Below are 26,008 nucleotides of genomic sequence, written 5' to 3' on the forward strand. Positions count from 1 at the left end.
TCACCTGATTATCTTGGCTATCACCTGTTCGTTGTCGAAGGTGTAACCGACGTACTCGAAGGAGATGCCGGTGCGTGTGACGTATTCCGTCCACGCCCGGTATTCGTGGTTCTGCCACCCGGGGTAGTTGAAGAATTCGTCGAACACGATGATCGATCCCGGGACTAGGCGGTCTCCGAGGAGATCGAGCACCGTTTTGGTCGACGAGTAGAGGTCGGCGTCGACGTGCAGGAACGCCACAGTTTCACGTTCCTGGTCGAGGAATGTCGGTAACGTTTCCTCGAAAAGCCCTGGAACAAGTTGTGCCCCAGGCACTTCGGGGAGAGACTCCTGAGCGAACTCGCCGGCCGGAAATCCGGTTCGCCATGTTTCCGGTAGCCCGGAGAACACGTCGAAGCCGGCAACGATGCCATCACGTTCGTGAAATTCGTCGGCGATGATCTTCAAGGTCGTTCCGGATGCGACGCCGAATTCGAGTGCCATTCCTGGAATCTCGACCAAATTCAGTGCGTGTCGCAGTGTGTCGTGAGGATGACCGAACGTCTGCGCCACCCGCATGTGTTCCAGGATGAACGACGCGCTCGACGCGGTTGCTTCCAAATCGACTGCGTAGGCAAGGTCGCGGCGTTGGCGGAATTCCAGTTCGTCGATCCTGCTCCGAAGGCCCGCGATATCTTCGCGGGCCCCGGCCAGTTCGTCGTGCGAGCGCGTTAGTTCGTCGAGAATCTGCCGTGTGCGCTCGGCATTATGGCGGTCGGCGTTCTCGATCACCTCGGATACCGCACGCTGAAGCTTGGTCCTGGCGCTGGAACGGAACTGCTCGAACATGGCAACCTCTCGTCGGGATCACTCCCATGCTGCCAGGGTTCGGCCGCTACTGCCTTCGGCCCCGGTAATGATCCTTGATGCGGCGGGAGAGCACCTTGATCTCTCGCGTGCGTTCCGCCTGCAGACGGGCGTCGCTGCGTGCGGCGTTCCAGGCGTTCTCCCGCTGTAGTTTCCGATAACTTCTGAGTCTCCGCTCGTCGATATCACCGCGTTCGAGTGCGCCCACGACCGCGCACCCAGGCTCGGAGTTGTGTGCGCAATCGGAGAACCGGCAGGCCGAGATCAGTTCCTCGATCTCGGGGAACGTCTTGTCGATACCCTCGCCGGCGTTCCACATGCCGACGCCCCGCAGCCCCGGAGTGTCGATGAGCGTCCGGCCGCCGGAAAACGGAATCAGTTCTCTTGTCACGGTGGTGTGGCGTCCTTTGCCGTCGCCGGCCCGCACCCGGCCCGTTTCGAGTACGCAGCTCGCGGCGGTATCACCGAGGAGCGCATTGGCAAGAGTTGATTTGCCGGCGCCGGAAGGACCGAGTATCGCCACGGTGCCGTCCAGAACTGCGTCGAGTATGTCCATTCCCTCGCTGGTTTCGGCACTGACGGCGAGCACTGTTGCGCCGGGTGCGACGGCGGAAACTTCGGCAAGAACGGCGGAAATATCAGGAGCTGCATCGGTTTTGGTGAGCGCGACGACCGGTGTTGCGCCGCTTTCCCATGCGAGTGCGAGTAGTCTCTCGATGCGTCCGAGGTCGACGTCGCCGTCCGACGCCGTGGTGATGACGACGGTGTCGACGTTTGCGGCCAGTATCTGACCTTCGGATTTTCCGGATGCCGCGGATCGAACGATGCTGCTCGATCGTGGGAGTATCGAAGTGACCGAGGGTGTTTCGGTCTCACTCGTGGTGTTGACGGGCGTGGTGTTGGCGGGCGTGGTGTTGGCGGGCGTTGTGTTGGCGCGCGTGACTTTGGAGACTGCAACCCAGTCGCCGGTACACAGTGCATTGCTGCCACTGAGTGCGCGGACGGTACCGGTCGCGACGGCAACGTCACACTGGCCGCGGTCCACGCGTATGACGCGCCCAGGTTCCGTGTCAGGTGAATTGACAAGCAGTGCGTCGAATGTTTCCGAAAGTGTTGCGTTCCAACCGTATTCGGTCAGTAATGTGCTGTTTTCTGGCATGGTGAAGGTGTCCTCGAGTACGAAGAATCGTGAGTATTGACGGTGCGATAGGTGCAGAACACGACAGTCATCAATACTCACTCCTCGAAAATCTCAGGACGCACCATGCGTCGGTGCAGAATCGTCTCAGACGGTGGCAGAGCGGTGCAACCGAATTAAATTAACTCGGGCGCTCGAACTTCTCTTCCCGACCGAGTTTGCGCAGTCGCATCCATTCTCGCAGGCCGGCGGGATCGCGCCGCGTGATCAGGAAGTACCAGCCGAACCGAATCCATTCCTGCGGAAGCAGTTTGCGCATTCCGGGCTGTGCAAGGATGTACCCACGGTTGCGGTAGGTGAAGAAGCGCTTCGTATCGTTGTCCGGGTATTGCGTGTGCATCCGCCCGCCGAGAATCGGCTTGAATTCCTCGGCGCCGTTGGGATGTACGTAGGCGGTCTTCAGGCACGTGCCGAATTTCAGGCCGGATCGTACGAGTCGACGGTGTACTTCCACTTCGTCGCCGCGGACGAACAACCGAAGATCCGGAACACCGACGGCGTCGATGGCGTCGGCGGTGAACAGTGCGCCGTTGAAGAGGGATGCGATCCCCGGCAGAAGGTCCTCGTCGCCGAGTTCGGAGGTGTCGAGTTCGCTACGCAACCGACGCCACGAGGTGCCGCGGCGCAGGGGGAACGCCAGGCGGTCGGGATCGTCGATGTCGCAGACGACGGGAGAGACCTCGGCAAGGTCGTGTCGGAGCGCGCACGCGAGCAGTGTTTCGAGCACTTCGGGTCCCTCGGGGCGACCGTCGTCGTCGGCGAGCCAAACCCGGTCTGCGCCGAGTGACAATGCATACAGAATGCCAAGGGCAAATCCTCCGGCACCGCCGAGGTTGTGCTTCGAACCGATGTAGCTGGTGGGCAGGGAAGCGCCTTCGACCAGTTCGCGCACCGCGTCTTCGTCGGCGTTGTCGACGACAACGAGGTGATCGAGCGGCCGGGTCTGCGTGCTGAGCACCTTCAGCGATTCGGCCAGCAGTTCACGACGCTTGTGTGTGACGACGACCCCGATGATCTTCTCGGGTGTGCTCACGCGGGCGTCTCCCGTTCCATGTCTCTGATCACGTGGCGGACATGTTCGGCGGCGTCGTCGCCCTCGTAGGCACGGACGACGTCTTCGATGTCACCGTGCATGCGGATCTGGCCGTGGTCGATCCACATCGCGCTGTTGCACAGTTGGGCGAGGAACTCGTTGGAGTGGCTTGCAAAAACCAGGATTCCGGAGCGTTCGACCAGTTTCTGCAGGCGTACGCGGGCCTTTTTCATGAATTCCGCGTCGACGGCGCCGATGCCTTCGTCGAGGAGCAGAATTTCCGGGTCGATGCTGGTGACAACACCCATGGCGACGCGCACGCGCATGCCGGTGGAGTAGGTGCGCAGTGGCATCGAGAGGTACTCGCCGAGTTCGGTGAATTCGGCGATCTCATCCATTTTCGCGAGCATCTGCTTGCGAGTCTGACCGAGGAACAGGCCCCGGATGATGATGTTCTCGTAGCCGGAAATCTCGGGATCCATACCGACACCGAGATCGAAGACCGGGGCGACGCGACCACGGATGGTTGCCGTTCCGCGGGTCGGTTCGTAGATCCCGGAGAGGAGTCGCAACAAGGTGGACTTGCCGGCGCCGTTATGGCCGACCAGTCCGATGCGGTCGCCTTCTTTGAGGGTCATCGTGATGTCGCGGAGAGCTTCGACGACAACAACATCGGAGTCGTTACGGCCGATGGATCCGCCGGCCTTACCGAGGAAAGCCTTCTTGAGCGAGCGGGATTTGGCGTCGAAGATCGGGAAGTCGACGCACGCGTTCTGCGTGTGGATGCTGACTGGCTGACTCATGTGTTTTTCCTCTAGACCCAGTAGGGCACGCGTGCCCGGTACTTGCGGAGTGCCAGGAGCGCGACGGCCCAGCCGACAACGGTGAGGGCGATGACGATGTACCAGTGGTATGCCTGCTGATCGGCTCCGATAAGTGGTGCTCGGATGATCTCGAGGTAGTGGTACAGCGGGTTGAGTTCGGCAAGCTTCACCCGCTCGGCAGCTTCCGGACTCTGGTCCTTGAGAGCCTGCGTCGTCCACATGATCGGTGTCAGCACGAACAGCAGCAGGGTGAGGCTGCCGAGGATGGGTGCGATGTCGCGGTACCGCGTGGAGAAGATGCCGAACACGATCGATACCCACAGTGTGTTCGCCACGATCAGCACGAATGCGGGTATTGCCGCGAGCGCCGTCCAGCTCATGTTCTGCCAGATGCTGAACGCGAACAGGAGGACTATGTAGATCGCGAAGTTGTGCGCAAAGAACAGCACTTGACGCCACACCAGGCGATACACGTGCACGCTCAGCGCCGACGGCAGCTGCTTGATCAGGCCCTCGTTGGAAATGAAGACTTCGGAGCCCTCGAGGATGCTGGCGCTGATCAGGTTCCAGACGATCAACCCGACCGTGACGTACGGCAGGAACTCCTTGAGCGGGATGTTCAGCAGAGCGGAGTACAGGAGGCCCATCGCCGCGGCCTGGACACCGGTGGCGATGGTGATCCAGAAGGGGCCGATCACTGACCGGCGGTACCGCTGCTTGATGTCCTGCCAACCGAGGCTCAGCCACAACTCGCGCTGCCGTAGTCCATCGCGCAGGTCTTTGAAAGCGCGATGGAAGGTCTGGGAGTCGGACACGGGCACAGGTTGCTCCGACGTCTCGGATTCGGTTGCGGATGCTGACACGGAGGTCGAGCCTACCGGCCCCGGTGCAGTGCGAACTTTTCCTCGGGTGTTGTGGTGGCCGGAGTTACAGATATTGGCCGGTGCCGGGGGACTGTTGATCGGGGTGCCCGGGGTTCCCCGGTGTGTGCGGGACGCCGATGCTCATGCCAGGAGGTAGTGCACCTTGACGCATTTGTTCGAGCTGGGCACGTGCCGCCATCTGCTGGGCGAACAGTGCTGTCTGAATGCCGTGGAAGAGGCCTTCCAGCCATCCGACCAGCTGTGCCTGTGCGATCCGCAGTTCTGCGTCGGTCGGAACGGAGTCGTCGGTGAAGGGCAGTGTCAACCGTTCGAGTTCTTCGCGGAGTTCCGGTGCGAGGCCCTGCTCGAGTTCGCGGATCGAGGATCGGTGGATTTCCTTGAGCCGTACTCGGCTGGCGTCGTCGAGCGGTGCGGCGCGCACTTCCTCGAGGAGCTGTTTGATCATCGTGCCGATTCGCATGACCTTGGCCGGCTGCTCGACCATGTCGGCGATCGATTCGCCTTCGGGCTCCCTGGCGTCTTGCCGATCGGTGTTCGTCTCCGCGCCGTTTGTCTCCGCGCCGTCGGGGCCGATGACCAGTATCCGTTCTTCCTCTGGCTTGTTCATAGCTCCATCTTGTCGTGTCAGGGCGACAAACTGCACTTAACCCCGAAAAGGTAACCGAAAAGTAACTGTACTGACGGGTATTTCGGTGTCTGCCTTCGACTACAGAGCCGCATGCCCCTAGAGTGTCGAGCATGGCTTACGACGTTGCCCGCGTTCGGGGATTGATTCCCTCACTCGGTGACGGCTGGATCCACCTCGACCCGCAGGCGGGTATGCAGATTCCCGACGCAGTCTCTCGGACAGTGTCCACCGCATTCCGGGCAGCCGCGTCGTCGTCGTCCGGTCGGCACGTCTCGAACCGTCGTAGCGCGGCAATCCTGGACAGTGCTCGTTCCGCCGTTGCAGATCTCGTCGGAGGTGATCCGGCGGGTGTTGTCCTGGGCTCGGACCGGGCGGTCCTGCTGGCCTGGCTGGCGGAGTCTCTGAGTTCGCGACTGGGCCTCGGTACCGGTCTGGTGCTCTCCCGGCTCGACGAAGAAGCAAATGTGGCGCCCTGGCTGCGCGTCGCCGGTCGGTACGGCGCACAGGTGCGTTGGGCGGAAGTTGAAATCGAGACGTGCGAACTACCTAGTTGGCAGTTCAACGAGCTTATTACCTCCACGACGCGACTTGTAGCTTTGACTGCGGCTTCGCCGATCGTGGGTTCGGCGCCCAATGTGCGTGCTGCGGCGGATCGGCTGCACGAATTCGGCGGCCTCATGGTCGTCGACGCTGTTGGTGCTGCTCCCTACGCGCATTTGGATATGGCCGAACTCGGCGCCGACATCATCGCGGTCAGTGCGCCGTCCTGGGGTGGTCCGCAGGTTGGTGCGCTGGTGTTCCGCGATCCCGGCCTGCTCGACCGTATCCCCGCCGTCTCGCTCAACCCGTACGCGCGTGGTGCCGAACGTCTCGAAGTGGGTGGGCATCAGTTCGCGCTGCTGTCCGGGCTCACCGCGTCGATCGATTTCCTCGCAGGCCTCGATGAATCGGCCACTGGCAGTCGCCGGGAGCGCCTCGAAACGTCGATCAGTTCACTGCAGAACTATCAAGACGGCCTTTTCGAGCACCTGCTGCGGTCCCTGTCCGCGCTGCCCCATGTCATGGTCATCGGGCATGCCCCGACGCGGGTTCCGACGGTCAGCTTCACGCTCGACGGTACGGCTGCCGACAAGGTGGCAGCGCATCTCGCAGACAAGCGGATTGCGGTCATGAGTGGCACTCACGGCAATTCACGCCTCCTCGACGCGTTGGGTGTCAACGACGAGGGTGGCGCGGTCACGATCGGGTTGGCGCCGTATACGACGCGATACGAGATCAACCAACTTGTTGCCGAACTCGGCACGCTCGGCTGATCTCGTACCTGTTACGTCACTTCACGGTGAGGATGACCTTGCCTACCGTTTCGGGCGAATCCAGCAATTGGTGAGCTAACGGCGCTTCGGCAATCGGAAGCTCAATGGAAACGACCGGTTGGACGGAACCGTCGGCGATCAACGGCCACAGTTTGGCTCGAACGTCGGCCACGATTTCGGCTTTTCCGCCTGGCCCCGTTATCGGACGCCCACGTAGGCCTGTCGCGGTGATGCTTCCGCGTTTCCCCAACAACTTGCCGATGTCGACTTCGCCCTTGCGTCCGCCCTGCATCCCGATGACGACGATGTGCCCGTCCGCCGCGAGGGCGTCCACGTTCCGGCCCAGGTACGACGCTCCCATGTTGTCGAGGATGATGTCCGCGCCGTGTCCGTCGGTGGCTTCGGCGAGAGCGGCGACAAAGTCCTGTTCGCGGTAGTTGATCGTGATGTCCGCACCCAGCTCACGGCAGCGCGCCAGTTTTTCCTCCGAGCCGGCGGTCACGGCGACTCGCGCACCGAGAGCTTTGCCGACCTGGATGGCGTGAGTTCCGATTCCGCCGCCGCCCCCGTGGATCAGCAGAGTGTGTCCGCGGCGCAGTCCGGCGCGCATGACCACGTTGGACCAGACCGTGCAGGCGACTTCCGGCAAGGAAGCAGCGACTCGCAGATCCACTCCCTCGGGTACCGGAAGGAGTTGTGTCGCAGGTACTGCGACCTTCTCGGCATATCCGCCACCGGCAAGCAGTGCGCACACTTCGTCGCCGACGGCCCATCCGGTGACACCTTCGCCGAGCTGGCTGATGACGCCGGAGCATTCGAGTCCGAGGACGTCACTCGTGCCGGGCGGTGGCGGGTAGAAACCTTGGCGTTGCAGGAGGTCGGCTCGGTTGACGGCGGTCGCTGCGACGTCAACCAGAACATGCCCGCGAGGCACTTCCGGATCGGGCTGCTGCGCCCAGGTCATGACCTCGGGGCCGCCGGGCTGGTCGATAGTGATGGCGTACATGGATACGACGCTAGCGAATCGCCCCGCAATAGGAGGGTTTGGCGCTACCGTCGCTGTCGTGACTTACTTCGGGAACATGCAGAACGAGATCTACCTGAGCGGCCTGGGCGGCACCGTCCCGTCGCTGCCCATGACAGCGGCTGGGCTGGAAGCTGCCGCGCGTGAGCAACTCTCACCCGAAGCCTTCGGATATATCGCGGGCAGCGCTTCGACCGAACGCACCGCAGCATCGAACCTCCGGGCGTTCGAGAAGCACGCGATAGTGCCACGCATGTTTCGAGGTGCCGCCGCCCCCGATGCCCGTGATCTGAGCGTCGAGGTGCTCGGTACGCGTTTGGCTGCGCCGATTTTGACCGCGCCGGTCGGAGTACTCGGCTTGGTACACGACGACGCAGAGGTTGCGGTCGGTTCGGTCACGTCGGAATTGGGTATCGGCTCGGTTTTGTCGACTGCGGCCTCGTCGACCATCGAAGATGTCGGCGCGGTGTCGGGAGATAACTGGTGGTACCAGTTGTACTGGCCGGCGGACGACGAGCTTGCCGAATCGCTTGTCCGCCGTGCTGACATCGCGGGAGCGAAGGCCATCGTGGTGACGGCCGATACGCCCGGCATGGGTTGGCGTCCAAGGGATCTGGAACTGGGGCACTTGCCGTTCCTGCGGGCGAAAGGCATCGCGAACTATCTGTCCGATCCGGTCTTCCGTGCAAAGTTGGCGACACCGCCCGAGGAAAGTGCGGAGGCACTGCAGATTGCGGTTCTGACGTGGGTGTCGCTGTTCGGCAATCACGCCGTTCGGATGGCAGATATCGCGAAACTTCGCCAGTGGACGTCACTTCCGATCGCGGTCAAGGGAATTGTCCATCCCGACGACGCTCGCGCCGCGGTTGCGGCCGGTGCCGACGGAATCATCGTGAGCAACCACGGTGGTCGTCAGGTGGACGGGGCGATATCCGCGTTGGACGCGTTGGGGCCCATAGCGTCGGCCGTCGGACACGAAGCTGACATCCTGATGGATTCGGGTATTCGGTGTGGTGCGGACGTGATCATCGCGCTGGCGCTCGGAGCAAAGGCGGTTTTGTACGGGCGGCCGTGGGTATACGGCTTGGGATTGGCCGGAGCGGACGGCGTCCGCCATGCTTTGCGGAGCCTGCTCGCCGATTTCGATCTCACGATGGGACTGGCTGGGGTGTCGTCGGTGGGGGAAATCGACAGGTCCCTATTGGTGGCCACTTCCGGACATTAGCGCCCTTGGCCGCTTCAGGACTTCAGGCCTGTGAAGAAGACTGAATGTGGCGTATGCAGGTCTAAACTGGGGAGCCGTGACAACTGACACTACAACCGACGAGGCACCCGTACTCCGGGAGCCGTCCAGCGTACCGGCGGAAACGTCGCCTTCGCAGCAGGAAATGCCGCCTTCGCAGCAGGAAATGCTGCCCGCGCAGCAAGAGACTCCGTGGCTGACGCCTGCCGAGATGCGTGCCTGGCGCGGCTACATGGACGGCAATCAGCGGCTCATGGAGGTCTTGAACCGGGAGCTGCAGGATTCGCATGATCTCTCGTTGGCGGATTACCGCATCCTCGTGATGTTGTCGGAAGCCCCGGACGGTTCAACTCGGATGAGTGACTTGGCAGACGGTGTCCTGTCCTCTCGTAGCCGCCTCACGCACCAGATCCGTCGCATGGAGTCTCAGGGCATAGTCGAGCGCACTACCTGCGCCGAGGACGGGCGTGGCGTGCTTGCGCAGATCACCGACGAGGGCCGACGACGCCTCGCTGCTGCCGCACCCACCCACGTCGCCGGCGTGCGCAAAAATCTCGTGGATTTGTTGACGCCCAATGAACTGGAAGTGCTGGCAGACGTCTTCTCGAAGGTTGACGCGGCCATCGGCGATCGCTGAGTAACGGGGAGCCGTTTTCACAGTTCGCGAGTGCACCGGATAGTATCGCCCACGGAAGCGTGGCAGAGCGGCCGAATGCACTCGCCTTGAAAGCGAGCGTGGCGTTAAACCCACCGGGGGTTCAAATCCCTCCGCTTCCGCCAACAGTCCCTCATCTGCTTGCGCAGGTGGGGGACTTTTTTTGTCGCCAGCTGCAGTGTTGTCTCTGCGTTCGACCGTCGATCGCAGGGACACGGTTCAATCTATTTGTTGCAGTACGCAACCTTGCGGGGATATTCAAGAATGAATCGCGGATTTGTGGATGTTCAACTGAACAGTTAGGCCACTAATTCGCGTAATTACCTGACCATTCGGATAGGTATTGACGTGGACTTGGGCAACTTTTATTTCCACTTCGATGTTTTGCAATCGAAAGCATATTAAAGAAGCGCCGCGATGCGGTGTCGCGCCGTAACTGTGCTGACTGACTATTGTTATTGTTCGGTGACCGAAAGAATGAAATAAGTTCTGTCCGTTACTGTTTCGACTCCGAATTCAGGAACTCTCCCTAAGTTGGCAGAGCAGAGCAACCCCACCATTCGGTACGAAATGTGCAACCATGGCACCGGCGCCTTCGGTTGGATATTCGCTGTCGGTGTTAACCGCGCACCGTCGTTCGTACGCGTAACGAGAAAAATCGAGACCTATTACGGTCTTATTACTCGGAGGTGGATTTACCGATGCTCGCCGAACCCGTTATAAATAGTGGTGACACGGCCTGGGTGCTCATTTCCGCAGGGCTAGTCCTCTTTATGGTTCCAGGTCTCGCGTTCTTCTACGCTGGATTGGTGCGCGGCAGTAACGCGCTGGTGATGTTGCAGCAGAACCTGGTTCCGCTCGGCTTGGTGTCCATCACCTGGGTTGTCTTCGGCTACAGCTTTGCGTTCAGCGGCGACTGGGGATCCGGCTTCCTCGGCGACTTGAAACTCTTCGGCTTGCAGGACATTCACACCGCAGCCGCACCGGGATTCCACTTGATCGAGGGGGCTGTTGCAGTCCCGACCTTGGCGTTTGTCGCCTATCAGATGATGTTCGCGATCATCACGCCTGCTTTGATCACCGGTGCCACGGCAAACCGTCTCAAGCCGTTGGGGTGGGCTGTTCTCCTTGTTCTGTGGTCGATCATCGTCTATCCCCCGATCGCCCACTGGCTCTTCAATCCTGAAGGCTGGTTGGCGCTCCGTGGGGCGCAGGACTGGGCCGGCGGAATCGTCGTCCACGCGTCGGCGGGCGCCGCAGCACTCGCGATCTTGTTGGTTGTCGGCAAACGCCCGGGCTGGCCGAACGCGGAAGCCGTTCCTCACTCCGTTCCGTTGGCTCTGGTCGGCGCTGGCATCTTGTGGTTCGGCTGGTTCGGTTTCAACGCCGGCGACGGTCTGGCTGCGGATGGTGTTGCGGCGCAAGCCTTGATCAACACTCACATTGCCGCTGCCGGCGGCATGGTCGTCTGGCTGGTCATCGAGCGATACACCGAGGGTAAAGCCACGGCGATCGGTGGAATCACCGGCGCGGTCGGAGGTTTGGCGACCATCACACCCTGCGCGGGCTTCGTGAGTACGTTCTCCGCCTTGGCAATTGGTGTGCTTGCCGGATTGATCTGCCACTTCGGATTGGCGCTCAAGTCCATTTTCAAGTTCGACGACGCACTCGACGTCATCGCCGTCCACTTTGTCGGCGGCATCCTCGGATCGCTGCTTCTCGGTCTGTTTGCAGAGAAGGCGATCAACCCGATCGGCCGCGACGGACTTCTGTTCGGTGGCGGACTCGGTCTACTCGGTGAGCAGGCTTTGGCTCTGATCACCGTCATCGCCTTCTCGTTTGTCGTGACCTGGTTGATCGCCATGGGAATCGAGAAGACGATCGGGCTCAAGCTGGCTCCGAAAGACCAGGTGAACATCGACCGTCGTCAGCAAGGGATGGACGCATACCGCTACAACCCGGCGTTTGTCGAAGCAGGTGGAGCACCGCAATCGACCGGGTTCGACGGGGGAGTCGTAGCCGACGGAGAAAAGCTTGCTCCACATCCCGATGCGCCGAAGCATGAACTGATCACTGCGGTCCTCCAGACCATCGAGTCGGAGAAGATGCGTGAGGCATTGCTGGCTGCGGGAGCGGAGTCGATCGTGGTTTCGGAAGCCCATGTGTCCGCGAGTGATTCGGATTCTCTCAAGTTCCGCGGCCAACGCAACGACGTCGTCTTCACCGACCGATTGCGGGTCGAAGTTCTTGTACCGTCCGAGCGCGCCCAAGCCGTGCTCGACGCAATCAACCGGCACTCCCTGGGAAGGAGGAGCGGATTTGTGCAGCAATCCGCGGAACCGTTGTCGGGGTCGCGCGCACCTGGTACCGGAACCTGACCAGCTTTCCAGCTGACCACACGGAAGTGAAGAGTATGAGCGAGAAGGAGTTGTCGGAATGCATCTGACACCGAGAGAACTCGACAAGCTGACCATCCTCATGTTGGCTGACGTGGCTCTGCGACGAAAAGCAAAGGGGCTCAAGCTTAATCACCCGGAGTCGGTAGCTGTCATCACGGCGGCTGCATTGGAGGGTGCTCGCGAGGGGAAAACTCTCGAGGAAGTCATGGCGGACGCGTCGCACGCATTGACCGTCGACGACGTCATGGACGGTGTCGCGGACATGATTCCGCGCGTGCAGGTCGAGGCGGTCTTCCTCGACGGTAGCCGCCTCGTCACCGTGCATTCGCCCATCCAGTAGCCGTAACGAACTCAGGCTGAAAGACCAACTCAGGAGCACCCGAAGATGGCAACAAAATCATCGAAGAAGAATTCCGGCGACGAGAAGAAGGTTCCGGTCGGGGGATACGTCCTGCGGGATGAACCGATCGAGATCAACGAAGGTCGGCCGCGTCTGAAGCTGCGTGTGCGAAATACGGGTGACCGGCCCATTCAGGTGGGATCGCACTATCACTTCATGGAGGTCAATCGAGCATTGTCCTTCGATCGTGAGAAGGCGTTCGGCTGGCGTCTGGACATCCCGGCCGGTACTGCCGTGCGCTTCGAACCGGGAGACGAGAAGGAAGTGACGTTGGTGCCGTTCGGCGGCAAGCAGCGCGCCCACGGATTCAACAGTTTGGTGGACGGTTGGGCTCCCACGCACGCCGCGTATCGCCCGCGCTTACCCCGTGCCGTCGCTCTTGCAGATGAGCTCGGCTTCTTGTCCGAACCACAATCCGACTGAGCCTCGTTCACGGTGGCCGAAGGAGAGCAATACTCATGACAAGCATTTCACGGCAAGAGTATTCGGGCCTGTTCGGTGTCACGAAAGGTGACCAGATCAGGCTCGGCAACACGGACCTGTACATCGAGGTCGAGGAAGATCTTCGAACCATCGGTGATGAGTCGATCTACGGCGGTGGCAAGACTCTGCGCGACGGTATGGGCCAGGATCCGGCGTCGTGTAGTCGCGATGGCGCACTCGATCTGGTGATCACCAACGTCGTGATCCTCGACGCCACGATCGGCGTCGTCAAAGCCGATGTCGGTATCAAGGACGGCAAAATCGTCGGGTGGGGCAAGGCCGGCAACTCGAGCACGATGGACGGGGTGACGCCGGGACTCACGACGGGACCGGCAACGGATGCCATCTCCGGTGAGCAGCTGATTCTGACTGCCGCTGGTATTGATCCGCACGTCCACCTCGTTTCTCCTCAGCAGGCGTACCACGCGCTCAGTGGTGGTGTGACGACGCTGATCGGCGGCGGTATCGGGCCGTCGGACGGTACCAACGGCACCACCATCACCTCGGGTATCTGGAACATGGAGATGATGCTCAAGGCCAATGAGGGTCTTCCCGTCAACATCGCCATGTTGGGTAAGGGCAACTCGTCCGGCTATCCGTCTTTGATCGAGCAGATCAAGGCAGGTGCCGCGGGACTGAAGGTCCACGAGGACTGGGGCGCAACACCAGCCGCGATCCGGGCGTCGCTGCGTGCGGCCGACGAGATGGACGTTCAGGTTGCCATACACACGGATACGTTGAACGAGGCCGGCTATGTCGAAGACACCATTGCGGCATTCGAGGGCCGCACCATTCACACCTATCACAGTGAGGGCGCCGGCGGCGGCCATGCACCGGATATCCTGAGGGTGACCGGTGAGGACAACGTTCTTCCAGCGTCGACCAACCCGACGTTGCCGTACGGCATCAACACGCAAGCCGAGTTGTTCGACATGATCATGGTTTGTCACAACCTCAATCCCAAAGTGCCGTCCGACGTTTCGTTTGCCGAGTCACGCGTTCGCGCGGAGACGATCGGTGCGGAGAACGTGCTGCAGGATATGGGGGTTATCTCGATGTTCTCGAGCGACTCGCAGGCAATGGGCCGTGTCGGGGAGAACTGGCTCCGGGCGATCCAGACAGCCGACTGCATGAAACGTGCCCGGGGAAAGCTGCCGGAGGACTCCAAGACGCACGACAACTTCCGGGTCCTACGGTACGTCGCGAAGACGACGATCAACCCGGCCCTGACATTCGGGTTGTCCCATGTCATTGGTTCCATCGCGCCGGGAAAAATGGCGGATCTTGTTCTCTGGGAACCCGCTTTCTTCGGTGCGAAGCCTAAAATGATCATCAAGAACGGAATGATCAGTTGGCACGCCATGGGAGATCCGAACGCATCGTTACCGACCCCGCAGCCGGTGATCTACCGGCCGATGTTCGGTGGGTTCGGTAAGGCACTGCCCGAGAGTTCGGTGTCGTTTGTGTCCCAGGCCGCGTTGGATGACGGCATCAAGGATCGACTAGGACTCGAGCGTCAAGTTCTTGCCGTCGAGGGCACTCGCACCGTGACCAAACGCGACCTCGTGCGAAACTCTGCGACTCCGGAGATCAAGGTCGATCCGGAGACCTTCGCGGTGACGGCGGATGGCGTTCACGCCTACGTCGAACCGGCCGAATCCATTCGCCTGAACCAACTTTACTTCTTCAGTTAGGGGAATCCTGTGTCTGAAACAATCGCACACACTCACGGCGAGATGACGGCGTCGACAGACAAGCCCACTCGAGTCGACGCGCTACTCGGGAAGGAGACTGACGAAGAGTGGGCCGGTCGACTCGAGAAGGCAGTAGTCGACGTACTTTCACTCGATCAGTGGGAAGCGCAGAAGAGCCGGTTGCGACGCACGACGGTCGGCGGACGTGAGTTGGCGGTGTCACTCGACCGCGGTGTTCAGTTGCAGGACGGCGACATTCTGCTGTGGGACGAGCCGGAGAACACCGTCGTTGTCGCGCGGATCAACCTCAAGGACGTTCTCGAGATCGACCTCAGTGCATTGCTCGACGTGACACCGGAGAAGATGATCCAGACGTGTCTCGAGTTGGGTCACGCTGTGGGTAACCAGCATTGGCCGGCAGTGGTGAAGGGGATGAAGGTCTATGTTCCGCTGACGGTAGACAAGGCGGTCATGGGTTCGGTGATGCGCACCCATGCGTTCGAGGGCATCGAGTACACCTTCATTCCTGGCTCCGAGGTCATTCCCTACATTGCTCCGCACGAGGCACGCCGACTGTTCGGTGCGGCAGCGCGCGAGGGTGAGGGGCATACCCATGACCCCCTCGTGTGAAGGGTCGCAGCTGAGCATCAACCGTGCGATGCGGATGATGCAGTTTTCCGATTCGATGTTCCCGGTCGGTTCCTTCTCGTTCTCGAACGGGTTGGAATCGGCCGTGGCGCAGGGAATTGTCACCGATGCTCCGTCGTTGCGGGAATTTGTTCTCTCGGCCGCGCATCAGGGTGCGACATGCGATGGTATCGCCGTGCTGGCCGCCCACCGGGGTGCGTCGGACGGTAATTTCTCGGCAATTCTGGCGGCGGATCATGCCGTGATCGAACGCAAACTGAACGAAGAGTCCCGAACGATGACTACCCGGATGGGTAAGAAACTGGCGGAGCTCAGCGGCCGACTCGCCGGTGAGACGTTGTTCGACAAGTGGCTATCGGCGATCGAGGCTGGAGAAACCCCCGGCACGTATCCGGCGGGTCTCGGAATTGCCTTCGCGGAGATGGGTTCTCCGGAGCATGATGCCTTTACCGTTCATCAGTACGGTGTGGCGATGACGTTGCTCGGTGCGGCGCTCCGTATCGTTCGGGTAGATCACCTTGCCACGCAGGAGATTCTGTTCGAGGTGAATCAAACCGCCGACGGCGAGTATGCGGCCGTTCGCGAGTACGGGCTTGATGACATGTCCAACTTTTCCCCGATGATCGACATTCTGGCAGCGGTTCATGTCAAGGCGCATGTCCGAATGTTCATGAACTAGAAGGAGAATCATGAAGAAGACAACGCGCATCGGAATCGGCGGTCCTGTGGGTTCGGGCAAGACTGCCCTCATCGAGGCGATTACGCCTGAATTCGTGAAGCGGGGAACCAGTGTACTGATCATCACCAACGACGTGGTTACCACGGAGGACGCCAAGCATGTGCGCAAGGCACTCAAAGGTGTTCTCGTGGAAGAACGTATCGTGGGAGTCGAGACTGGTGCGTGTCCCCATACCGCCGTTCGCGAGGACCCCAGTATGAACCTCGCGGCGGTCGAGGACATGGAACGCACGTTCCCGGACACGGATATCGTGTTCATCGAAAGTGGTGGTGACAACCTCACTCTGACGTTCAGTCCCGCTCTCGTCGACTATTTCATCTACGTCATCGATGTAGCTGCGGGAGATAAGATTCCGCGTAAGAACGGACCCGGGATCTCGCAGTCGGACATCCTGGTCATCAACAAGACGGATCTGGCACCGTACGTGAAGGCCGATCTGGGTGTCATGGATCGAGACTCGAAGGGAATGCGCGGTGACAAGCCGTTTGTCTTCACCAATTGCATGACCGGAGAGGGAATCAAGGAAGTGGTGGACCTCATCGTGCACGGTGTCCTCTTCGACGAAGAGGAAGTGGGAGCGAGCGCCAAGTGAGCGCTCCAGCTGCCTCGGGGGCCGCGCGGTCGCTCCCGGGGCCGATCCCGACCGTTCCGGAACTCGACCAGTACCAGGATCAGCCGAAGCAAGCCCCGGCCGGCAAGGTGGGCAAGACCGGGGTGCTCGAGATGCGTTTTGTCGATCGCGGCGACAAGACGATTCTCCGGGACATGTATCGGAAGACGCCTTTACTTGTTCAACAAGCGCTGTACTGGGACGAAGCGTTGCCGGCAATGCCGTGCGTCTACATGATCTCGACGTCCGGCAGTGTGCTGCAGGGTGATCGGCTGTTCCTGACCATCGACATGGAACCCGGATCCTTGGCGCACGTCACGACACAGTCGGCAACCAAGGTGCATCAAATGGATGCGAATCATGCGTCGCAGTTGCAGAAGGTGACCTTGGCTGAGAATTCGTATCTCGAACTGATGCCGGGTGTGACTATCCCGCACCGCAATGCGAGGTACTTCGCACGCACCGATGTCACGGTGGATCCGTCTGCAACGCTGCTATTTTCGGAAATTGTGATGCCTGGCCGTAAGTATCACAGGAGCGCCCAGTCCGATACGGAGCTGTTTGTCTACGACCTGTACTCCACCCTGATCAAGGCGCGGCGCCCGGACGGAGCGGATCTCTTCACCGAGAAACTGGTGATCGAACCGCGGCGTTTCCCGGTGCGATACAAGGGAATCATGGGGGAGTACGACGTCTTCGGCAACGTCATTCTGCTCACTCCGAAAGAGAATGCCGACGAGATACTGGAACAGGTTGTTCCGGGGCTCGACGGGAAGGTCTTCTCGGGTGCGAGCCGACTACCGAACGATGCCGGGTTGATCTTCAAGGTCCTGGGTCCCGAGAGCGAACCGGTCAAAGCCAAGGTCCGTGATTTCTGGGCGCTCGTTCGAAAGTCGGTTCTGGATACCACTATTCCGCCCGTCCCGCTCTGGGGATGACGCGGTTCGCCGGGAGAAGAAGTGTGAGGGATGTGCGATGACCACCATCACCAAACCCTGGGACGATATCGCGGACAAGAACGTCGTGCTGCGATTCATCGACACCAACCTCAAGGGCTCCGGGCAGGTGATGTTTCAGGGCAATGCACTGACCGGACTGCTGTTTCTCGTCGGTATTTTCTGGGGTGCGATAGCCGCCGACACGATCACCGTGGCGATCGGCGCGGTAGTGGGTCTGGTGGTGTCCACGGTTACCGGGATGCTGCTGCATTCGGATGACGATTCGATGCGCATCGGTTTGTACGGATACAACGGAATCCTGGTCGGCGCAGCATTTCCCACGTTCCTTGCCGGCGGCGTGATGCTGTGGATTTACCTGGTTGTCGGTGCTGCGGCGTCCACTATCGCATTTCTTGCGGTTGCCAACGTCTTCAAGACCTGGGGTGTGCCGGCGCTGACCTTTCCGTTCAACCTCGTCAACTGGTTCTTCCTTCTGGCCGCCTTCCAGTTCCTGCGGATCGAAACGTCGGACCTCAGTGCCGCACAGTTCCCGCAGCACATCGGGGATTCATCGGTTCACGCCGACATCACGTTCGGCTTCCTCTGGGACACACTGTTTCGCAACGTCTCCCAGATATTTCTGATCAACAACACCATCACCGGAATCATCTTCGTGGTCGCCTTGCTCGTTGCGTCCCGGTGGGCGGCGGTGTTCGCCCTCATCGGTTCCGCCGTAGCGATCGGTTCGGTACTTGCGCTCGGCGCAAACACCGTCGACATCGGTAACGGCCTCTACGGGCTCAGTTCGGTGTTGACGGCTATCGCCTTGGGGTCGGTGTTCTACAACCCGTCGTGGCGTGTGTTTGTCTATACGGTATTCGGGGTGCTGGTGACGGTAGTCATTCACGGCACCCTGGTCTCGGCCTTCGCACCGATCAGTCTGCCGGCGGGTACCGGTCCGTTCGTGTTTGCGACGTGGCTGTTCCTGCTACCGAAGAAGAAGTTCGTTCCCGTCCAGCACGACACCATCAAGGGCGGCGCCGCAGAGGGCAAGGACTCGATCGTGAAAGCAAATGGTTAAGGGGGCCTAGATCGTTCCGCTATGGCACCCTCGCGAACCGGTATCGCTCGAGTATTGCCTGGCCTGCGGTAGTCGGGCATGGTCGAAGGATGACGGTGCAGGTAGTTGTGATGGGTGTGGCGGGCGCTGGAAAGAGCACCGTGGCAGTAGGTCTCGCCACGTCCCTCGGTGCAGACTTCGTCGACGGCGACGATCTGCACCCCGAGTCCAATGTCGCCAAGATGAGATCGGGCACGCCGTTGACCGACGAGGACCGAGCGCCGTGGCTCGACGCAATCGCCGCCTGGCTGTCCGAACGCGCCGATGCCGGCCGTACCGGCGTCGTTGCCTGTTCGGCTCTGCGGAAGCACTACCGGGACAGGTTGCGCCCCGACGGTCTCGACGTGCAGTTTGTGCACCTGGACGGTGATTTCGAGACGATCGTGACCCGGATGCGTGCCCGCGCCGGTCACTTCATGCCGGAGAGTTTGCTCATCTCCCAGTTCGACGCCCTGGAACCGCTTACGGACGACGAGCGTGGGATCACGCTGAACGTTGTCTCGAAACCGAGCACACTGGTGGGCGAGGCAGCCGATTACATTCATACATCTCAGAGGAGCGTCACAGCGTGAGTAGCACCGTCAATCCCGGCCCGTTCGATATTTCCGGGAAGGTTGCCCTGGTGACGGGTTCGAGCCGGGGTATCGGTTCGGCACTTGCCACGGGACTTGCCGAGGCCGGCGCCGTGGTCGTTCTCAACAGTCGAAATGCCGAGGTGCTGGAGACGGAGCGTCGACGCATTGCCGAGGCGACCGGCGCGAGCGTGCACGCGTACGCGTTCGACGTCACCGATTCGGCTGCCGTCCGTGACGCGGCGACGCGCATCGAATCCGAGGTCGGTCCGGTCGAGATCGTTGTCAACAACACCGGTGTCCAGCATCGTGCTCCACTGCTCGAATTCGGCGACGACGATTTCCGGCGCGTCATGGATACCAATCTGACCAGCGCGTTCTATGTCGGACGTGAATTCGCTCGGGCCATGGTTGAGCGTGGACGCGGCAAGATCGTCAACATCTGCTCCGTGCAGAGCGAATTGGGCCGAGCGGGCATCGCGCCGTACGCGGCCAGCAAGGGCGGGCTCAAGATGCTCACCCGCGGCATGTGCGCCGACTGGGCACCGTTCGGTTTGCAGATCAATGCGATCGCACCGGGATACTTCGACACCGAACTGACTTCCGCACTGGTCAACGATCCGGAGTTCACAGCGTGGCTCTCCAAGCGGACCCCCGCCGGACGCTGGGGTCGCACCGAGGAGCTGATCGGATCGCTACTGTTCTTGGCGTCCCCGGCATCGGATTTTGTCAACGGTCAGATCCTCTACGTCGACGGCGGCATGACAGCAGTCGTTTGATCGTCCGTTGTTTGATCGCCCGTCACTCTCGAAACAGAAAGTACCCACATGACAGACGCCAGCGCCCCCCGCATCCATCTCGGTCCCGTCGAGGAGCCGCACCTTGCCGACGGAATTCGCCGGGCCGGTGGAGTTCTCGTTCCACTGGCCGAGGCCGAGGGCGTCGTCTGGGCGCAGGGTCCGGATACGTTCCCGTCGTCGCTGCCTGATGCGGTTCGCTGGGTACAGTTGCCGTTCGCCGGCATCGAGCCGTGGTTCGACGCCGGTGTCATCGACGACAAGCGGGTCTGGACATCAGCTGCCGGAGCCTATGCGGGCAACGTCGCCGAGCATACGATGATGCTCCTCCTTGCCGGAGTGCGTTCTCTCCCCGAACAATTGGCGGCGCAATCGTGGCGCAAGGAAGAGTTCGACCCGCGAGTGGGCACGTTGCAGGGCTCGACCGTGGCGATCATCGGCTGCGGCGGAATCGGCCGCGCGTTGATTCCGTACCTCGCCGCGTCCAAGGTCAAGGTCATCGCGGTCACCCGTTCGGGAACCCCCGTCGAGGGCGCTGCCGAAACCCTCTCGGCTGACCGTACCGGCGAAATCTGGTCCAAGGCAGATCACTTCGTGATCGCGGCGCCGTCGACATCGGCGACCCGCCATCTGGTCGGCAAGGCCGAACTGGACCAGATGTCGGAGTCCAGCTGGATCGTAAACATCGCGCGCGGCACCGTCGTCGACACGGATGCACTGGTCGACGCTCTCGAGGCCGGTTCGATCGGCGGCGCGGCACTCGATGTCACCGATCCCGAACCGCTGCCGGACGGACACCGGTTGTGGAAGCTGCCCAACGCGATCATCACTCCGCACGTCGCCAACCCCGCTACGACGCTCACCCGCGTTCTGGCAGATCACGTGGCCGCCAACGTCGCTCGATTCGCTGCGGGCGAGGACTTGGCTGCCGTAATCGATCCGTCGGCGGGCTACTGACCGCTCGCGTTGGTTCCCTTCACGTAGTCGGCCACGACGGTGCGCAGAACATCGCGTACCGCCTCGGCCGGCTTGGAGAGGGGCTGATTGGCCGGAGTGCCCAGGGAGACATGGACTTCGATGCCCGGCTCGATGCGTCGTAGCTCCAGGGCTTCGACGTCCATGACCCGGCGGGCAACCGACCACGGTAGGACCGTCGCACCCAATCCGGTGCGCACGGCTTCGGACAGTGTCATCACCGATTCCACTTCGGCCACGACGTTCGGTTGCTGCTCTGCACGGTCGAAAGCCTGCTCCACCACTTTTCGGATGGTGTGCATCCGTCCCGGAAGCAACAGGGGCAGTTCGGTGATCTCGGACAGGGAGATGTCGGATCCCGATTCGCCTGCCAGTCCGGTGCCGAACGGCGCGACCACCACCAATTCCTCGGTGAGCAGCCGTTCGAACGTCACGCCCTTGATCGGGCCGGCGTCGTACAACAATGCCAGATCCATGCGGCCGGTCATCATTGCTTCGCTGAGCACACCACCGAAGTTCTCGTTGATGTGCAACAAGATGTTCGGGTGCTGCTCGCGCACGCGGGCCAAGAGCGGCAAGGCAATTGCCGTCGCGGTGCTGTACGGAGCGAGGCCGACGGAGACGCCGCCCGCGAGCGCCCGCCCGACCACGGATACCTCGGCCTGCGCACTCTCCACCTGACGCAGAATCACCTGAGCATGCCGATACAGCGCATGCCCCGCATCGGTCGGTTCGACGCCCTGTTTACTGCGGATCAGGAGTTGCTGACCGAACTGCGTTTCGAGCGACGTCATCTGCTGGCTCAGCGCGGGTTGCGCGATATGCAGAATGTCGGCAGCTCGGGTGATGCTGCCGGCATCCACAATTCGTACGAACGAGTAGAGCCTTCTCGTATCCATGGTGTGCAAACTACCAGCTCAGCCGACATATCGAATTCCGATCACCCCAACGCAAAATGGTATTAACAACCCTTTGGAGATCCTGAGTAGCGTCCCAGAAACACAAAAGGCAACACACAGGACAACGACGGGCAACGGCGCCCGTACGACTCCGCAAACAAACCGGGAGGACCGAAATGGCAACCAGTGTTGATCTTGTCGCCGATCTCGGCGAAGGTTTCGGCGCGTGGACTATGGGCGCCGACGAAGCTTTGCTCGACACTCTGACGTCGGCCAATATTGCCTGCGGATTCCACGCGGGTGATCCACGCACGATGGATTCCACAGTTCGCGGCTGCGTGGCCCGCGGAATCGGAATCGGCGCGCACCCGAGTTTCCCGGATCTCGCCGGGTTCGGCCGTCGCGCGATGGATCTCAGCGAGAACGAGGTGCGCACCGATGTGCTGTTCCAACTGGGTGCACTCCATGCTTTTGCAGTCGCGCACGGAACATCGTTGTCCCACATCGCTCCCCACGGCAAGCTCGGGAATCTTGTTGCCGTACGCCAGGATTACGCCCGTGCCGTGGTCGATGCGGTCACGGCCTTCGATCCGTCGTTGATCGTGCTCGCCCAGGACGGGGCGTTGGCGGACGAGGCGAACGCCCGGGGATTGAGCGTCGGCATCGTCGGCATCGCGGATCGTGCCTACAACGCCGACGGAACCCTTGTGGCCCGCAGCGAGCCGGGAGCGGTGATTCACGACGTCGACGTTCTGGTCGAGCGGACTGTTCGCATGGTGGTCGAAGAAGTCATCGAAGCGGTGGACGGCACCCTGATCCCGGTTGTCGCCGATACCGTCCTCGTGCACGGTGACAATCCCGGCGCCGTCGCGAACGCAAAGGCGATCCGCGCCGCTCTCGAAGCCGCCGGTGTCACCATTGCGCCACTGGCCCAGGTCGTGGCGTCACGTCAGGCACGTGATGTCGGGTGTTCGGCGTGAAGACCGCCGTCGACGACTGCGGTGACGCCGCAGTCCGGGTCTGTGTCCGAGGCGGAACCGTCGAGCAGAACTGGGACACCGTCCGCTCGATCGCAGCACGCCTCGACCCCAGCTCGGACGGCATCGTCAGCGTCATCCCGACGTACGACGCCCTGCTCGTCGAGTTCGACAACCTCCTCACCGACCACGACGCCGTCCGCGCACTGGTGTCCGATGCAGCGGCCGCCCCCGAGCCACTGTGGGGCGCACCCCGGACGTTCGAGATCCCCGTCGTCTACGGCGGCGAGTACGGCCCAGACCTACGCGAGACGGCACAGTTCCTCGGTGTCTCCGACACCGAAGTGATTCGGCTGCACTCCGAGGCTCCGCTCGTCATGCGTTGTTACGGCTCGCCCGGCGGCGCCCCGATGCTCGACGGCCCGGCGTTCGGCCTTCCCATCCCGCGCCGATCGAGCCCGCGGCCCCGCGTCGCGGCCGGTTCGGTTGCGGTGGCCGGACGTCAGGCAGTCGTTTCGGCAAAGCCGGCACCCGGCGGTTGGGCCGTCATCGGCCGCACCCCACTCATCTTGGTCGATCCGACGGCGGAACAGATTTCTGCTTACCGCCCGGGCGATCTGTTTGTCTTCCGCGCGATCGACGCCGATCGCTGGGACGAATTCGACGGACGCTCGCTCCTGCCGATCGGAGGTGATTCCCATGGCTGAGACCATCACCGTCCTGACACCCGGAATCAGTTCCGTGCAGGATTTGGGCCGCGGATCGGCGTCGCAGTTCGGCCAGGCGACGGGCGGCGCAGCCGACCAGATCAGCGCGGAGATCGCCAACGCGTTGGTGGGTAGTAGGCGCGAGGCCCCGCTGCTGGAGTTGACGGCCCTCGACTTTTCAGCGTCGGCGTCCACGGATCTGCTGATCGCCGTCACGGGTGCACCCGCAACGGTGACCGTGGACGGACATCGGCAACCGCAGTGGGAACCGATCGTCTGGCGAGCCGGTCAGCGGCTTGCCGTCACCGGAATCCACGACGGGCTGCGCGTCTACATCGCCGTCCACGGGGAGTTGACGGCCGACTACCTTCTGGGGAGCTGCGCTCCCGACCAGGTGCTCGGATTCGGCCATCACCTGACTGCGGGGGAGTCGCTCGTCATCGACGTCGACTGCCCGCCGATCGACCACCCGGTGTTCCGGTTGCCGCTGTTCCGGCTGCTACCGGACCGGCCCGCCTTCGGCAGCGTGTGGACGCTCGACGTGACGGGCGGCCCCGACATCGAGGACTTCGGCGACAGCGCTGCCGCGCTCTTCGACACCGAATTCGTCGTGGGCGATCAGAGCAACCACATCGGGCTGAGGCTGGCGCCGACAGATCAGCGCCCGCTTCCACAACGCACCAGCACCGGCGAGGTCCTTTCCCGCGGCGTCCCCATCGGAGCCATCGAAGTACCCGCAGGCAACGAACTTCTGGTCCTGCATCGAGGTAGAGGCGTCACCGCCGGCTATCCGGTGCTGGCCGTCGTCACCACCATTTCACTCTCACAGCTGGGACAGGCCCGACCAGGGCACCGTGTCCGATTCCGGAACTGCAGCGTCGCAACGGCCGTTGCAGAGCACCGTGAACAGCAGCACCGCATCGCCTTGCTGAGGCGGCGTGTGGAGAACGTATTCACCACCCTCCGGATACCTCTTCACACCTCGGAAGCCCGAGTACCGAGCCACGTCGGCACCACACGCCCCGCGAGCGCTCCGCGCCGCGCGTCTATTTTGGAGACAGCATGACCAACACCATCGAAGCGGTAGACGGCCAGGTGGCCGACCCGCGCAAGGTCCGGAAAGTCGTCGCAGCGGGCTGCGTCGGCATCTTCGTCGAGCTCTACGACAACGGCGTCTTCGCGTTCATGGCGACGGCACTGGCCATCGTGTTCTTCGACGTCTCGAAGTCGAGCGACGCTCTCATGCTGGTGTTCGCCGGCTACGCGGTCTCGTTCTTCGTCCGGCCCCTCGGCGCGGTGGTCTGCGGCATCCTCGGCGACCGGATCGGCCGACAGAAGATGTTGGTGTTCGTCATCATGCTGATCAGCGTGGCGACCGCCGGTATCGGCTTGCTGCCCACCTACGCGGCCATCGGCATCGCGGCACCGGCGCTACTGATCTTCCTGCGGATCGTGCAGGGATTCTCCGTCGGTGGTGAAGCGGCCGGCGCCATGACGTTCCTCGCCGAGCACGCCCCGGAAGGCAAGCGCGGCGTGATCACCAGCTACGCGCAGATCGCGTCGTTCCTGGCACTGCTGACCGGAACGATGATCGCGTTTGCCATGTCACCGTGGCTCAACGCCGAAGCCATCAACGGCGGCGGACTCGCATCGTGGGCGTGGCGCATCCCGTTCCTCATGGCCATTCCGATGGGAATCATCGGCTGGTACATCCGTCGCGCGATCTCCGATACCCCGAACTTCGAGCGGCTCAAGGAATCCGGCGGCTTGTCGCGCAATCCGCTCAAGGAAGCGTTCTCCACTCCCGAGCACCGTCGCGCCATGATTCTCGCCCTGTTCATCCCGCTGATGAACGGTTCCGGCTACTACGTTCTGTTCTCATACATGCCCACGTTCCTCAAGGGCGATCAGATCGGATTCTCCACCAGCACGGCACTTCTCGTCACCGCCTCCAGTCTCGTGGCGATCTGTCTCGCGATCCCGTTCATGGGTGCCCTTTCCGACCGGATCGGCCGTAAGAAGGTCATCGCCGGTGCTGCTGCGGCAATGGCGATCGGCGCGATCCCCTGCTACGCGATGATCGTGACCGGTAACATCGGACTCGCGGTTCTCGGTGCCTGCCTCATGGCGGTGATCTTCGCCGGACACACGGCCGTCATCCACATCCTGATCGTCGAACTGTTCCCCACTCGGGTTCGCTACTCCGCCTACGGTTTGGGATACAACATCTCGTCCGCACTCTTCGGTGGTACCGCGCCGCTGCTGATGACGTGGCTGATCCCCGAATTCGGCATCTACGTTCCCGCGTTCTACGCGGTCATCACCGCAGTCGGCACCCTGATCGCGGTCAGCACCATCACCGATCGCGCCCACGTTCCGCTTCGCGACACTCTGTGACTTCA

The 26,008-nt window shown here is 61.8% G+C and carries 27 protein-coding genes and 1 tRNA gene; 20 read left to right on the forward strand and 8 right to left on the reverse strand.

Annotated features, from left to right (window positions below; all coding sequences use genetic code 11):
* The 6 genes from KYT97_RS20855 to KYT97_RS20880 form a co-directional block, all read right to left on the reverse strand.
* The gene (locus tag KYT97_RS20855; protein ID WP_219110620.1) at positions 1–828 is read right to left on the reverse strand and encodes a TylF/MycF/NovP-related O-methyltransferase; all 828 of its coding nucleotides are present in this window, start codon (positions 826–828) and stop codon (positions 1–3) included.
* Between the two features lie 46 nt (positions 829–874).
* Positions 875–2,005, reverse strand: coding sequence for a ribosome small subunit-dependent GTPase A (gene rsgA / locus KYT97_RS20860; protein WP_219110621.1), 1,131 nt, complete (start codon positions 2,003–2,005; stop codon positions 875–877).
* 160 nt (positions 2,006–2,165) lie between these two features.
* Positions 2,166–3,077 carry a galactofuranosyltransferase GlfT1 gene (gene glfT1, locus KYT97_RS20865; RefSeq protein ID WP_095887660.1) on the reverse strand — a complete coding sequence of 304 codons (912 nt, stop codon included), beginning with the start codon at positions 3,075–3,077 and terminating at the stop codon, positions 2,166–2,168.
* Entirely contained in the window at positions 3,074–3,880 is an 807-nt protein-coding gene (gene wzt / locus KYT97_RS20870) for a galactan export ABC transporter ATP-binding subunit Wzt/RfbE (protein ID WP_033235133.1), read from the reverse strand. Before wzt ends, glfT1 begins: the two co-directional genes overlap by 4 nt.
* Before the next feature lie 11 nt (positions 3,881–3,891).
* Positions 3,892–4,764 (reverse strand): galactan export ABC transporter permease subunit Wzm/RfbD, encoded by an 873-nt coding sequence (gene wzm, locus KYT97_RS20875; protein ID WP_092805639.1) that lies wholly within the window; start codon positions 4,762–4,764, stop codon positions 3,892–3,894.
* 64 nt (positions 4,765–4,828) lie between these two features.
* The gene (locus tag KYT97_RS20880) at positions 4,829–5,392 is read right to left on the reverse strand and encodes a bacterial proteasome activator family protein (protein WP_033235131.1); all 564 of its coding nucleotides are present in this window, start codon (positions 5,390–5,392) and stop codon (positions 4,829–4,831) included.
* 131 nt (positions 5,393–5,523) lie between these two features.
* Here KYT97_RS20880 and KYT97_RS20885 point away from each other — a divergent pair, with 131 nt between their 5' ends.
* Positions 5,524–6,726 (forward strand): cysteine desulfurase-like protein, encoded by a 1,203-nt coding sequence (locus tag KYT97_RS20885; RefSeq protein WP_045066388.1) that lies wholly within the window; start codon positions 5,524–5,526, stop codon positions 6,724–6,726.
* Between the two features lie 16 nt (positions 6,727–6,742).
* Here the strand turns inward: KYT97_RS20885 and KYT97_RS20890 are convergent, their stop codons facing one another.
* On the reverse strand, positions 6,743–7,732 hold the full coding sequence (locus tag KYT97_RS20890) for an NAD(P)H-quinone oxidoreductase (protein ID WP_219110622.1): 990 nt from the start codon (positions 7,730–7,732) through the stop codon (positions 6,743–6,745).
* Between KYT97_RS20890 and KYT97_RS20895 the strand changes: the two genes are divergently transcribed.
* The 15 genes from KYT97_RS20895 to KYT97_RS20965 all read left to right on the forward strand — a co-directional run bounded on the left by KYT97_RS20895 (position 7,731) and on the right by KYT97_RS20965 (position 21,005).
* Positions 7,731–8,975, forward strand: coding sequence for an alpha-hydroxy-acid oxidizing protein (locus tag KYT97_RS20895; protein WP_095887663.1), 1,245 nt, complete (start codon positions 7,731–7,733; stop codon positions 8,973–8,975). The two genes, KYT97_RS20890 and KYT97_RS20895, sit on opposite strands and share 2 nt — an antisense overlap.
* 184 nt (positions 8,976–9,159) lie before the next feature.
* Positions 9,160–9,630: a MarR family winged helix-turn-helix transcriptional regulator gene (locus KYT97_RS20900; RefSeq protein WP_033235227.1), complete on the forward strand. Its 471-nt coding sequence runs from the start codon at positions 9,160–9,162 to the stop codon at positions 9,628–9,630.
* Between the two features lie 53 nt (positions 9,631–9,683).
* Positions 9,684–9,773: transfer RNA gene (locus tag KYT97_RS20905), tRNA-Ser, on the forward strand.
* Positions 9,774–10,349: 576 nt separating this feature from the next.
* Positions 10,350–12,026, forward strand: coding sequence for an ammonium transporter (gene amt, locus KYT97_RS20910; RefSeq protein ID WP_245005893.1), 1,677 nt, complete (start codon positions 10,350–10,352; stop codon positions 12,024–12,026).
* A 58-nt stretch (positions 12,027–12,084) separates the two neighbouring features.
* Positions 12,085–12,387 (forward strand): urease subunit gamma, encoded by a 303-nt coding sequence (locus tag KYT97_RS20915; RefSeq protein ID WP_033235127.1) that lies wholly within the window; start codon positions 12,085–12,087, stop codon positions 12,385–12,387.
* A gap of 45 nt (positions 12,388–12,432) precedes the next feature.
* On the forward strand, positions 12,433–12,870 hold the full coding sequence (locus KYT97_RS20920) for an urease subunit beta (RefSeq protein WP_033235126.1): 438 nt from the start codon (positions 12,433–12,435) through the stop codon (positions 12,868–12,870).
* 35 nt (positions 12,871–12,905) lie between these two features.
* Positions 12,906–14,624, forward strand: a complete 1,719-nt coding sequence (locus KYT97_RS20925; protein WP_033235125.1) for an urease subunit alpha — start codon at positions 12,906–12,908, stop codon at positions 14,622–14,624.
* A 9-nt stretch (positions 14,625–14,633) separates the two neighbouring features.
* Positions 14,634–15,254 (forward strand): urease accessory protein UreE, encoded by a 621-nt coding sequence (locus tag KYT97_RS20930; RefSeq protein WP_245005894.1) that lies wholly within the window; start codon positions 14,634–14,636, stop codon positions 15,252–15,254.
* Positions 15,238–15,951 (forward strand): urease accessory protein UreF, encoded by a 714-nt coding sequence (locus KYT97_RS20935; RefSeq protein ID WP_219110624.1) that lies wholly within the window; start codon positions 15,238–15,240, stop codon positions 15,949–15,951. The genes KYT97_RS20930 and KYT97_RS20935 overlap by 17 nt, the downstream gene beginning before the upstream one ends.
* A gap of 10 nt (positions 15,952–15,961) precedes the next feature.
* Entirely contained in the window at positions 15,962–16,603 is a 642-nt protein-coding gene (ureG, locus tag KYT97_RS20940) for an urease accessory protein UreG (protein WP_033235122.1), read from the forward strand.
* The gene (locus KYT97_RS20945; RefSeq protein ID WP_219110625.1) at positions 16,600–17,559 is read left to right on the forward strand and encodes an urease accessory protein UreD; all 960 of its coding nucleotides are present in this window, start codon (positions 16,600–16,602) and stop codon (positions 17,557–17,559) included. The genes ureG and KYT97_RS20945 overlap by 4 nt, the downstream gene beginning before the upstream one ends.
* A gap of 37 nt (positions 17,560–17,596) precedes the next feature.
* Positions 17,597–18,640, forward strand: a complete 1,044-nt coding sequence (gene yut / locus KYT97_RS20950; protein WP_219110626.1) for an urea transporter — start codon at positions 17,597–17,599, stop codon at positions 18,638–18,640.
* Between the two features lie 89 nt (positions 18,641–18,729).
* Positions 18,730–19,251, forward strand: a complete 522-nt coding sequence (locus KYT97_RS20955) for a gluconokinase (RefSeq protein ID WP_185993105.1) — start codon at positions 18,730–18,732, stop codon at positions 19,249–19,251.
* A complete protein-coding gene (locus KYT97_RS20960; RefSeq protein ID WP_219110627.1) occupies positions 19,248–20,030 on the forward strand; it encodes an SDR family oxidoreductase in 783 nt (260 codons plus the stop codon). Before KYT97_RS20955 ends, KYT97_RS20960 begins: the two co-directional genes overlap by 4 nt.
* Positions 20,031–20,078: 48 nt before the next feature.
* Entirely contained in the window at positions 20,079–21,005 is a 927-nt protein-coding gene (locus KYT97_RS20965; protein WP_219110628.1) for a D-isomer specific 2-hydroxyacid dehydrogenase family protein, read from the forward strand.
* Here KYT97_RS20965 and nac read toward each other — a convergent pair.
* Positions 20,999–21,922: a nitrogen assimilation transcriptional regulator NAC gene (gene nac / locus KYT97_RS20970; protein ID WP_138871407.1), complete on the reverse strand. Its 924-nt coding sequence runs from the start codon at positions 21,920–21,922 to the stop codon at positions 20,999–21,001. The two genes, KYT97_RS20965 and nac, sit on opposite strands and share 7 nt — an antisense overlap.
* A 176-nt stretch (positions 21,923–22,098) precedes the next feature.
* On the opposite strand from nac, the gene KYT97_RS20975 reads away from it, so the two are divergent.
* The 4 genes from KYT97_RS20975 to KYT97_RS20990 are packed head-to-tail and all read left to right on the forward strand — an operon-like array spanning position 22,099 to position 26,003.
* On the forward strand, positions 22,099–22,902 hold the full coding sequence (locus KYT97_RS20975; RefSeq protein WP_219110629.1) for a LamB/YcsF family protein: 804 nt from the start codon (positions 22,099–22,101) through the stop codon (positions 22,900–22,902).
* Entirely contained in the window at positions 22,899–23,606 is a 708-nt protein-coding gene (locus tag KYT97_RS20980) for a 5-oxoprolinase subunit B family protein (protein WP_245005895.1), read from the forward strand. The genes KYT97_RS20975 and KYT97_RS20980 overlap by 4 nt, the downstream gene beginning before the upstream one ends.
* On the forward strand, positions 23,599–24,672 hold the full coding sequence (locus tag KYT97_RS20985) for a 5-oxoprolinase subunit C family protein (protein ID WP_219110631.1): 1,074 nt from the start codon (positions 23,599–23,601) through the stop codon (positions 24,670–24,672). Before KYT97_RS20980 ends, KYT97_RS20985 begins: the two co-directional genes overlap by 8 nt.
* Complete coding sequence (locus KYT97_RS20990) at positions 24,669–26,003, forward strand: MFS transporter (protein ID WP_219110632.1); 1,335 nt, start codon at positions 24,669–24,671, stop codon at positions 26,001–26,003. Before KYT97_RS20985 ends, KYT97_RS20990 begins: the two co-directional genes overlap by 4 nt.
* Positions 26,004–26,008: the final 5 nt, after the last annotated feature.

The sequence above is a fragment of the Rhodococcus globerulus genome (genome assembly GCF_019334125.1).
Classification (GTDB): Bacteria; Actinomycetota; Actinomycetes; order Mycobacteriales; family Mycobacteriaceae; genus Rhodococcus_F; species Rhodococcus_F globerula.

What these genes read in the sequence shown, in the direction of transcription:
- KYT97_RS20855 (WP_219110620.1), bottom strand. Translation starts at nt 828, where the DNA reads ATGTTCGAGCAGTTCCGTTCCAGCGCCAGGACCAAGCTTCAGCGTGCG.
- rsgA (WP_219110621.1), bottom strand. Translation starts at nt 2,005, where the DNA reads ATGCCAGAAAACAGCACATTACTGACCGAATACGGTTGGAACGCAACA.
- wzt (WP_033235133.1), bottom strand. Translation starts at nt 3,880, where the DNA reads ATGAGTCAGCCAGTCAGCATCCACACGCAGAACGCGTGCGTCGACTTC.
- KYT97_RS20880 (WP_033235131.1), bottom strand. Translation starts at nt 5,392, where the DNA reads ATGAACAAGCCAGAGGAAGAACGGATACTGGTCATCGGCCCCGACGGC.
- KYT97_RS20885 (WP_045066388.1), top strand. Translation starts at nt 5,524, where the DNA reads ATGGCTTACGACGTTGCCCGCGTTCGGGGATTGATTCCCTCACTCGGT.
- KYT97_RS20895 (WP_095887663.1), top strand. Translation starts at nt 7,731, where the DNA reads ATGGATACGACGCTAGCGAATCGCCCCGCAATAGGAGGGTTTGGCGCT.
- KYT97_RS20890 (WP_219110622.1), bottom strand. Translation starts at nt 7,732, where the DNA reads ATGTACGCCATCACTATCGACCAGCCCGGCGGCCCCGAGGTCATGACC.
- KYT97_RS20900 (WP_033235227.1), top strand. Translation starts at nt 9,160, where the DNA reads ATGCTGCCCGCGCAGCAAGAGACTCCGTGGCTGACGCCTGCCGAGATG.
- amt (WP_245005893.1), top strand. Translation starts at nt 10,350, where the DNA reads ATGCTCGCCGAACCCGTTATAAATAGTGGTGACACGGCCTGGGTGCTC.
- KYT97_RS20915 (WP_033235127.1), top strand. Translation starts at nt 12,085, where the DNA reads ATGCATCTGACACCGAGAGAACTCGACAAGCTGACCATCCTCATGTTG.
- KYT97_RS20920 (WP_033235126.1), top strand. Translation starts at nt 12,433, where the DNA reads ATGGCAACAAAATCATCGAAGAAGAATTCCGGCGACGAGAAGAAGGTT.
- KYT97_RS20925 (WP_033235125.1), top strand. Translation starts at nt 12,906, where the DNA reads ATGACAAGCATTTCACGGCAAGAGTATTCGGGCCTGTTCGGTGTCACG.
- KYT97_RS20935 (WP_219110624.1), top strand. Translation starts at nt 15,238, where the DNA reads ATGACCCCCTCGTGTGAAGGGTCGCAGCTGAGCATCAACCGTGCGATG.
- ureG (WP_033235122.1), top strand. Translation starts at nt 15,962, where the DNA reads ATGAAGAAGACAACGCGCATCGGAATCGGCGGTCCTGTGGGTTCGGGC.
- yut (WP_219110626.1), top strand. Translation starts at nt 17,597, where the DNA reads ATGACCACCATCACCAAACCCTGGGACGATATCGCGGACAAGAACGTC.
- KYT97_RS20955 (WP_185993105.1), top strand. Translation starts at nt 18,730, where the DNA reads ATGACGGTGCAGGTAGTTGTGATGGGTGTGGCGGGCGCTGGAAAGAGC.
- KYT97_RS20965 (WP_219110628.1), top strand. Translation starts at nt 20,079, where the DNA reads ATGACAGACGCCAGCGCCCCCCGCATCCATCTCGGTCCCGTCGAGGAG.
- nac (WP_138871407.1), bottom strand. Translation starts at nt 21,922, where the DNA reads ATGGATACGAGAAGGCTCTACTCGTTCGTACGAATTGTGGATGCCGGC.
- KYT97_RS20975 (WP_219110629.1), top strand. Translation starts at nt 22,099, where the DNA reads ATGGCAACCAGTGTTGATCTTGTCGCCGATCTCGGCGAAGGTTTCGGC.
- KYT97_RS20985 (WP_219110631.1), top strand. Translation starts at nt 23,599, where the DNA reads ATGGCTGAGACCATCACCGTCCTGACACCCGGAATCAGTTCCGTGCAG.
- KYT97_RS20990 (WP_219110632.1), top strand. Translation starts at nt 24,669, where the DNA reads ATGACCAACACCATCGAAGCGGTAGACGGCCAGGTGGCCGACCCGCGC.